Genomic DNA, 6,925 nt, shown 5'->3' with positions numbered 1-6,925 from the left:
TTACCTCAGCTGGATAGAGGGTCTGACTACGAATCAGAACGTCACAGGTTCGAATCCTGTACGCCGCACCAGTTGAATCTTAAAGCTCCCTTCGGGGAGCTTTTTTTATTATCGATAATCTATATGCGCATGCTCCGCGCGTGATGAGTCAGATGGATGGATATCGAATGAGTTGCGAGTTCGCAGGATGAAAGGCGAGCATCCATACGGGTGCTCGCCTTTTTGTGTATAGGAGCGGGATTCACCTGGGCGCCTGCCCGCGATGGGCTCGGTGTCGGCCTGTCGCGGGCATCGGCTATCGCGGTCCGTCCACCACCAGGTTCGCGGGATGCCGGCGCACGGCCTCCCAGCTGAAGAGTTCCACGAGGTCGCCCGCGCTGCGCGGACGTGCGTCGGGCGCGATGCCCGCTGCGTGCGCCACCATGCCCAGCAGCGCTTCGGGCGTGCCGAAGCGCGCTCGCAGCTCGCCCAGATCGCAGTCCCGCTCGCGCTTGGAGAGGCGCCTGCCGTCCGCGGTGACAAGCAGCGGCACGTGCGCGTATGCGGGATGGGGGAGGTCCAGCAAGTCTTGCAGGTACATCTGGCGCGCGCTCGACCCCAGCAGGTCGCGCCCGCGCACCACTTCGTTCGCGCCCATCTCGGCGTCGTCGACGCACACGGCGAGTTGGTAGGCAAAGACACCATCGCTGCGCCGCACCAGGAAGTCGCCGCAGTCGCGCGCAAGCGTCTCGTGCTGCGGGCCGTACACGCGGTCGGTAAATGCGACGTCGCCGCGCGGGTCATCCGCGCTCGGCACCCGTAGGCGCCAGGCGCCCGGGCGCTCCGCCCGCCGTCGTGCGACGTCTTCCGCCGATAGCCCGCGGCAGGTTCCCGCGTAGATGGGCGTGCCGTCGCTTGCGTGGGGCGCGCTGGCCGCATGGAGCTCGGCGCGTGAGCAGAAGCACGGATAGAGCAGGCCTTGCGCGCGCAGCGCTTCGAAGGCGCGCTCGTAGCGATCCAGCCGGTCGCTCTGGTAGACGGGGCCCTCGTCCCAGTCGAGCCCGAGCCATTCCAGGTCCTCGATAAGCAGGGCGTCCCATCTGCCTCGACGGCAGCGGTCGTCGAGGTCCTCGATGCGCAGCACCATGCGCCCGCCCTGGCTGCGCACGGAAAGCCACGCCATGAGCGCGGCGTAGACGTTGCCCAGGTGCATGCGGCCGGAGGGCGAGGGGGCAAAGCGCCCCGTCACGGTCGGGCGCGCGGGCTCGCCGTCCGTGATGTGCGCTGCGGTAATCGTGCCGGTCATCGAATCGTTCTCCAAACTCCTGCCCATCCATGGGAAACGGCTGGGACGCGGCCGGTTTCGTGTCGCGTCCCACCCGTATGCGGTGCGATATGCGCGATGCGCCCTACATGGGCAGCGCGGTCTGCGGCGTGTACACGCGCGCCTGGTACTCGCGGTCCAGGTCGTAGAGGCCCTTGGGGTCGCTACCGAAGAGCTTCATGTTCGAGACCATCTCGCGCGCGTTGGCCTCCTCCTCGCCCTGCTCCTTCACGAACCAGTCGAGCATCTGCATCGCGCGGATGTCGTGTACCTCGAGCGCCGTCTCGTAGCAACGGTGGATGAGCCCCGTGATGTACTCCTCGTGGGCCAGGCCCGCCTCGAGCGGCGCCAGGTCGTTGTCGAACGACAGGTCGGGCTGCGCGATCGCCTGCATCGTGGGCTTGTAGTCGTTGTCGAGCAGGTAGCGGCGGATGGCGAGCGCGTGGCTGGCCTCTTCCTTCGTCTGGATCATGTACCAGTTGGCGAAGCCCTTCAGGCCGCGGTCGTCGTAGTAGTCGGCAAAGGTCATGTATAGGTATGCGGAATACAGCTCGGCGTTGATCTGCTTCTCCAAAACCTCGGCCACCTTCTGATTGATTGCCATCTTCTCATCCCTCTCGAATACGCCCGGCTTAGCGCGGATGCGCTTGCCTACGAGTATACTCGCGCCGTTCGCGGCGTGCACGGGATGGCCGCCGCGAACGAGTACAATGGGCGCACTGCTTTTTTCCGAGGAGAGGATCCCCATGAAGCACGTTTCCCTGGTGCGCGTCTGGGCCGCGTTCGTCGCGCTTGCCTGCTGTCTTTGCGCGCTTCCCGCAACCGCGCTTGCCGCCGCCGAGATGCCGCAGACGAGCATCTTTGCCGTCGTCATGCGCAACGGTGACCTCTATGTGAGCGAACGGCGCACGTTCTCGTTCGAAGACGATGCGAACGGCGTGTTCTGGACGATACCGCACGATGAAAACGCGCAGGGCGTCGCGGGATCGCCATCGCTAGAGGCGGTGTCGGAGGTGGCGGAAGACGGTTCGCTGCAACCCTACAGCCTGGTGTCCGCCGCGCATAACGGGGACGCCGGGGCCTATACGGTCGACGCCTCCGACGACGAGACGACCCTCAAGGTGTTCGCGCCGCGCGAGGAGGGCGATGAGCTTACGGTCGCCATCGATTACGTGCTGCCCGGCGCGGTGATGGCCTGGTCGGATACGGCCGAGCTGTATTGGAAGTTCGTCGGTCCGGAGTGGGACGAGCCTTCCGAGAACGTGTCGCTTGCCGTGGGCTTCGAAGGCGACGAGGGGGCTGTTGGCGGTCCCGAGGCCGACGCGCAGGTGCGCGCATGGGGCCATGGACCGCTGGACGGTGCCGTCGACATCGCGCGCGGCAACGTCATCGTGAACTACAAGATGCCGCGTGTGGCCCCGGGAGAGTTTGCCGAGGCCCGCATCGTGTTTCCCGCTGCCTGGGTGCCGGGCCTTGCCGCTTCGGGCGAGGCGCGTCTCCAGACCGTGCTGGATGAGGAGCAGGCCTGGGCCGACGAGGCCAACGCGCGCCGCGAGCGGGCGCGTATCGAATCCGCTCTCGCTGCGTCTGCGCAGCTGGGAGGTGGCGCGGTGTTGCTGGCGGTGGCGCTGTGGGGCCGCTTCAAGAAGTATGCCAGCCCTGCGCCCGTATGCGCGGAGGAGTATTTCCGCGACGTCCCTTCTGCGGATCATCCCGCGGTGCTTTCCGCGTTTATGGCCGACGGGTCGGTTGAGCCGCGCGCGTTCGTGGCCACCCTCATGAAGTTGACCGATGACGGCGTGGTGGCCCTTGCGTCCGAGACGCGCGAGAAGAAGGGCCTGCTCGGCACGAAGCAAGTCGAGAGCTACACGCTCACCCTGAAGGCGCTGGAGCGCATCGACAATCCGGTGGACCAGGACGCCGTGGCGCTCTACTTCGGCGCGAATCCCGCCAACGGCGACACCATCGCTTTCGATCAGGCCCTGTTGGTGGACGACGGCGACGAGGGGACGAGCGCGCTCGATGATTTCAAGGCCACGGTTGCCGCGCAGCTCGAGGTGCGCAACCTTACGAGCTCGGTGCCGCCCGCCTATGAGATAGGCATGGTGGGCGCGGCGTTCGCGCTCGGCCTTGCATCCCTCCTGTTCTCGCTGCTCATGGAGCTTACCTCCGTGTTCGTGTTCCTGGCATCGGCTGCCATGCTCGTCAGCTCGGTGATCGTGGTGGCGCAGACGAAGTGCTTCGAGCCCGAGGCGGTCGAGCTGCGCGAGCGTTGCCGGGCGCTGAAGCGCTGGCTCGAGGATTTCACCAATCTGGGCGAGGCCGTGCCGGGCGACGTCGTGTTGTGGAACAAGCTCTTGGTGATGGCCGTCGCTTTCGGCGTGTCCGATGAGGTCCTGCGCGAGCTGGCGGATGCGGTCCCGCGCGACGTGCGCGGCGACGATGCGACCGGCTATATCTATCCGGTGTATTGGTGGTGCTATCCGCACGGGCGCTTGGGGTCGCCCACCAGCAGCCTTGACCACGCGTACCGAGAGACGGTCGCGCAGGTCGCCGAGAGCGCCAATAGCTCGGGTGCCGGCTTTGGCGGCGGCTTCTCCGGCGGCGGGGGCGGCGGCACGGGCGGCGGCGGGGGCGGCACCTTCTAGCTGGTCGTTGCGGACTCATGCCGCGGGCACGCCCGTGTTCGCGGCATATCCCGGCCGGAGCGGCCGGCGGCTTCCCCGCCCCCCTCGTCGTCGCGACATGAAAAAGGCCCCGTGCGGGGCCTTTTTCATGCGGGGATGCTATCCGCGTATGCCTGTACGCCAAGGAAGGCCGCGTATCGCCAGCATCAAGCTGCCCTCAAGATGCCGGCAGGGCCCTAGGCGGAAAGGTCGAGTCCGTACAGATACATTTCGCGCGGAAGCAGCTTGCGCTCCTCGCGCGTCGCGCGATACTCCGCAGCCCGCTTGAGGCCGCGGCGCTCGTAGAACTTCCACGAGCAGTCCGTATCGGTGTAGAGGAAGGCGCCTTTTGCGCCGCGCGACGATATGTAGGATGCGGCCGCGTCGAGCAAGATGCTGCCGATGCCCATGCCGCGCGTGGTCTTGCTTACCGCGAGCAGGGTGATCTGGTCTGAGCCGGAGATGCCGCTCTGCTCGAGCAAACGGCCGTTGACGCGCTCCTCGTTCTTAAGGAAGGCGAGGTAGCCCGCCGTGGCACGCTTGTCGATGGCCCACATCTGCTGCAGGATATCCTCCTTGGCGTGGTCCCAGGCGGCGGCGTAGGGAAGGCGGTCGCTGGCTGCGCGCGCCAAGACGACGCCGCGCGGTTCACCGTCCACCAGCACGACCTGAGAGAAGCTCGAGATCGAAAGCGCGTGGGCGAGGTCGTACGTGGCCTCGAGCTTGTTGTATTCGTCGTTCGGGGTCTCCGAATGCCATGTTGCCTGCATGATCGCGGCAAGGGCATCGAAATCGCCCTCTTCGAACGGTCTGTAGATAACGCGTGATACCATGCGTGCCTCCTTTACTAGGTTTCTACCACGCGCGGCGTCCCGATATATGGTGTCCGTATGTCACCACAGGCTCCCCGCGAATTCTTCGCGGAACGCCCATCGAGTCTCGGCATTTTCTTCAAAAAGGCAGGGCTGGTGTGAACGCATGCGCGCGTTTGCGCTACATTAGAAAGATGTATATGAGGCCGCGCGGGAGCCTGCCGCCGCGGCTCGACACATGAAGGAGGAGTGCTGCATGGGCACAGATAGGAAGATCTCGCGCGCGCTGATCTCGGTGACGGACAAGACGGGCATCGTCGAGTTCGCCCGTTCGCTGGCAGACGAGTACGGCGTCCAGATCATCTCGACGGGCGGCACGGCACGCGTGCTGGAAGAGGCGGGCATCTCCGTCACCCCCATCGAGGAGTTCACGGGCTTCCCCGAGATGATGGACGGTCGCGTGAAGACCCTCCATCCCAAGGTCCACGGTGGCCTGCTGTGCCGTCGCGATTCCGAGGAGCACATGGCCGAGGCCGTGAAGCACGGCATCGAGCTCATCGACCTCGTCTGCGTGAACCTTTATGAGTTCGAGAAGACCGTGGCCGCGCCCGACGTCACGTTCGTCGACGCCATCGAGCACATCGATATCGGCGGTCCCTCCATGCTGCGCTCCGCCGCAAAGAATAACGACTCCGTCACCGTGGTGTGCGACCCGGCCGATTACGCCTCCGTGCTGGCCGAGATGTCCGTTCACGCCGGCTGCACCACGCTGGGCACGCGCCGTCGCCTGGCCGCGAAGGTCTATACCCGCACCGCCGCTTACGACACCGCCATCTCCACGTGGCTCAACACCTACCTGACCGCCGAGGACGCCAAGGTGAACGGCGAGGACGGCGCCTCCTTCGTGCCGCCCGCGGCGCTGCAGCTCCACCTCGAGAAGAGCCAGGACCTGCGCTACGGCGAGAACCCGCATCAGACGGCCGCCGTGTACCGCTTCACCGACGGCTTCGGTACCCTTGCCTCTTCGGGCAGCCCGCTGGTGGGCGCCGAGCAGGTGCAGGGCAAGCCGCTGTCGTACAACAACTTCCTCGACGCCGACGCCGCCTGGAACGCCGTGCGCGAGTTCGATGAGCCCGCGGTCGTGATCCTGAAGCACCAGAACCCTTGCGGCTCCGCCGCCGCCGACGATGTGACCGAGGCTTACGACCGCGCCTATGCGTGCGATCCCAAGAGCGCCTTCGGCGGTATCGTCGCCGTGAACCGCGAGGTTCCGCTGTCGCTCGTCGAGCACTTCGCCGACCGCGACAAGCTCTTCGTCGAGGTTCTCATCGCCCCGTCCTTCACGCCCGAGGCGCTGGCTCGCCTGGAGAAGCGCCCCAACCTGCGCGTGCTGGCAACCGGCGGCGCCGAGGGCCATGCCCAGCTCGAGGCCCGCACCGTGGACGGCGGCCTGCTCGTCCAGAGCGTGGACACGGTCGAGGAGGATCCCTCGACCTTCACCTTCCCCACGATGCGCAAGCCCACGGACGCCGAGATGGAAGACCTCATCTTCGCTTGGCGCGTCTGCAAGACCGTGAAGAGCAACGCCATCCTTATCGCCAAGGACCACGCCGGTATCGGCATGGGTCCCGGCCAGCCCAATCGCGTGGACTCCGCGCTGCTGGCATGCCAGCGCGCCGAGGAGGCCTGCGAGCGCATGGGCATGGAGGCCGGCGGTTTTGCCTGCGCGAGCGACGCCTTCTTCCCGTTCCGCGATAACGTGGACGTTCTGGCCGCTCATGGCGTGACTGCCATCATCCAGCCCGGCGGCTCTGTGCGCGACGACGAGTCCATCCAGGCGTGCGACGACCACGGCATCGCGATGGTGTTTACGGGCACCCGCCACTTCCGCCACTAGTCCGTTTCTCCGGGCGCCGCGCCTCGCCTCTCGGTCGTCGGTCGGCGCGCGGAGGCATCCTTCCCTGTGTTTCAGGGCGGTCTGCGGCACCTGGGAAAGCCTTGGGTCCTGTGGACTCCGATATACCGTGCCGTTCAAGCGGGGGCGCGCCACCTTGGGGTGTGCGCGCCCCCGCCCCGCTCTCGCGTATGCCTTCGGTCGCCCGCCCCGCTCTCGCGTATGCCTTCGGTCGCCCGCCCCGCTCTCG

General features: G+C 66.3%; 5 protein-coding genes. 2 read left to right on the top strand and 3 right to left on the bottom strand.

Going from position 1 to position 6,925, the window contains the following annotated elements:
- Positions 1-295 precede the first annotated feature (295 nt).
- Both gluQRS and I2E26_RS07715 read right to left on the bottom strand, forming a co-directional pair.
- Positions 296-1,285: a tRNA glutamyl-Q(34) synthetase GluQRS gene (gene gluQRS / locus I2E26_RS07720; protein ID WP_195420270.1), complete on the bottom strand. Its 990-nt coding sequence runs from the start codon at positions 1,283-1,285 to the stop codon at positions 296-298.
- 103 nt (positions 1,286-1,388) lie between these two features.
- On the bottom strand, positions 1,389-1,907 hold the full coding sequence (locus I2E26_RS07715; RefSeq protein ID WP_147588450.1) for a ferritin: 519 nt from the start codon (positions 1,905-1,907) through the stop codon (positions 1,389-1,391).
- Positions 1,908-2,049: 142 nt separating this feature from the next.
- On the opposite strand from I2E26_RS07715, the gene I2E26_RS07710 reads away from it, so the two are divergent.
- A complete protein-coding gene (locus I2E26_RS07710) occupies positions 2,050-3,951 on the top strand; it encodes a DUF2207 domain-containing protein (RefSeq protein WP_195420269.1) in 1,902 nt (633 codons plus the stop codon).
- A gap of 215 nt (positions 3,952-4,166) precedes the next feature.
- Here the strand turns inward: I2E26_RS07710 and I2E26_RS07705 are convergent, their stop codons facing one another.
- A complete protein-coding gene (locus I2E26_RS07705) occupies positions 4,167-4,802 on the bottom strand; it encodes a GNAT family N-acetyltransferase (protein WP_195420268.1) in 636 nt (211 codons plus the stop codon).
- 235 nt (positions 4,803-5,037) lie between these two features.
- On the opposite strand from I2E26_RS07705, the gene purH reads away from it, so the two are divergent.
- On the top strand, positions 5,038-6,678 hold the full coding sequence (purH, locus tag I2E26_RS07700; protein ID WP_195420267.1) for a bifunctional phosphoribosylaminoimidazolecarboxamide formyltransferase/IMP cyclohydrolase: 1,641 nt from the start codon (positions 5,038-5,040) through the stop codon (positions 6,676-6,678).
- The last annotated feature ends 247 nt before the right edge of the window (positions 6,679-6,925 follow it).

Origin of the sequence: Collinsella sp. D33t1_170424_A12 (assembly GCF_015554865.1) — a bacterium.
Taxonomy (GTDB): domain Bacteria; phylum Actinomycetota; class Coriobacteriia; order Coriobacteriales; family Coriobacteriaceae; genus Collinsella.
The sequence above is the reverse complement of the archived record's forward strand: the minus strand, read 5'-3'. Positions and strand labels throughout refer to the sequence as shown.

What these genes read in the sequence shown, in the direction of transcription:
- gluQRS (WP_195420270.1), bottom strand. Translation starts at nt 1,285, where the DNA reads ATGACCGGCACGATTACCGCAGCGCACATCACGGACGGCGAGCCCGCG.
- I2E26_RS07715 (WP_147588450.1), bottom strand. Translation starts at nt 1,907, where the DNA reads ATGGCAATCAATCAGAAGGTGGCCGAGGTTTTGGAGAAGCAGATCAAC.
- I2E26_RS07710 (WP_195420269.1), top strand. Translation starts at nt 2,050, where the DNA reads ATGAAGCACGTTTCCCTGGTGCGCGTCTGGGCCGCGTTCGTCGCGCTT.
- I2E26_RS07705 (WP_195420268.1), bottom strand. Translation starts at nt 4,802, where the DNA reads ATGGTATCACGCGTTATCTACAGACCGTTCGAAGAGGGCGATTTCGAT.
- purH (WP_195420267.1), top strand. Translation starts at nt 5,038, where the DNA reads ATGGGCACAGATAGGAAGATCTCGCGCGCGCTGATCTCGGTGACGGAC.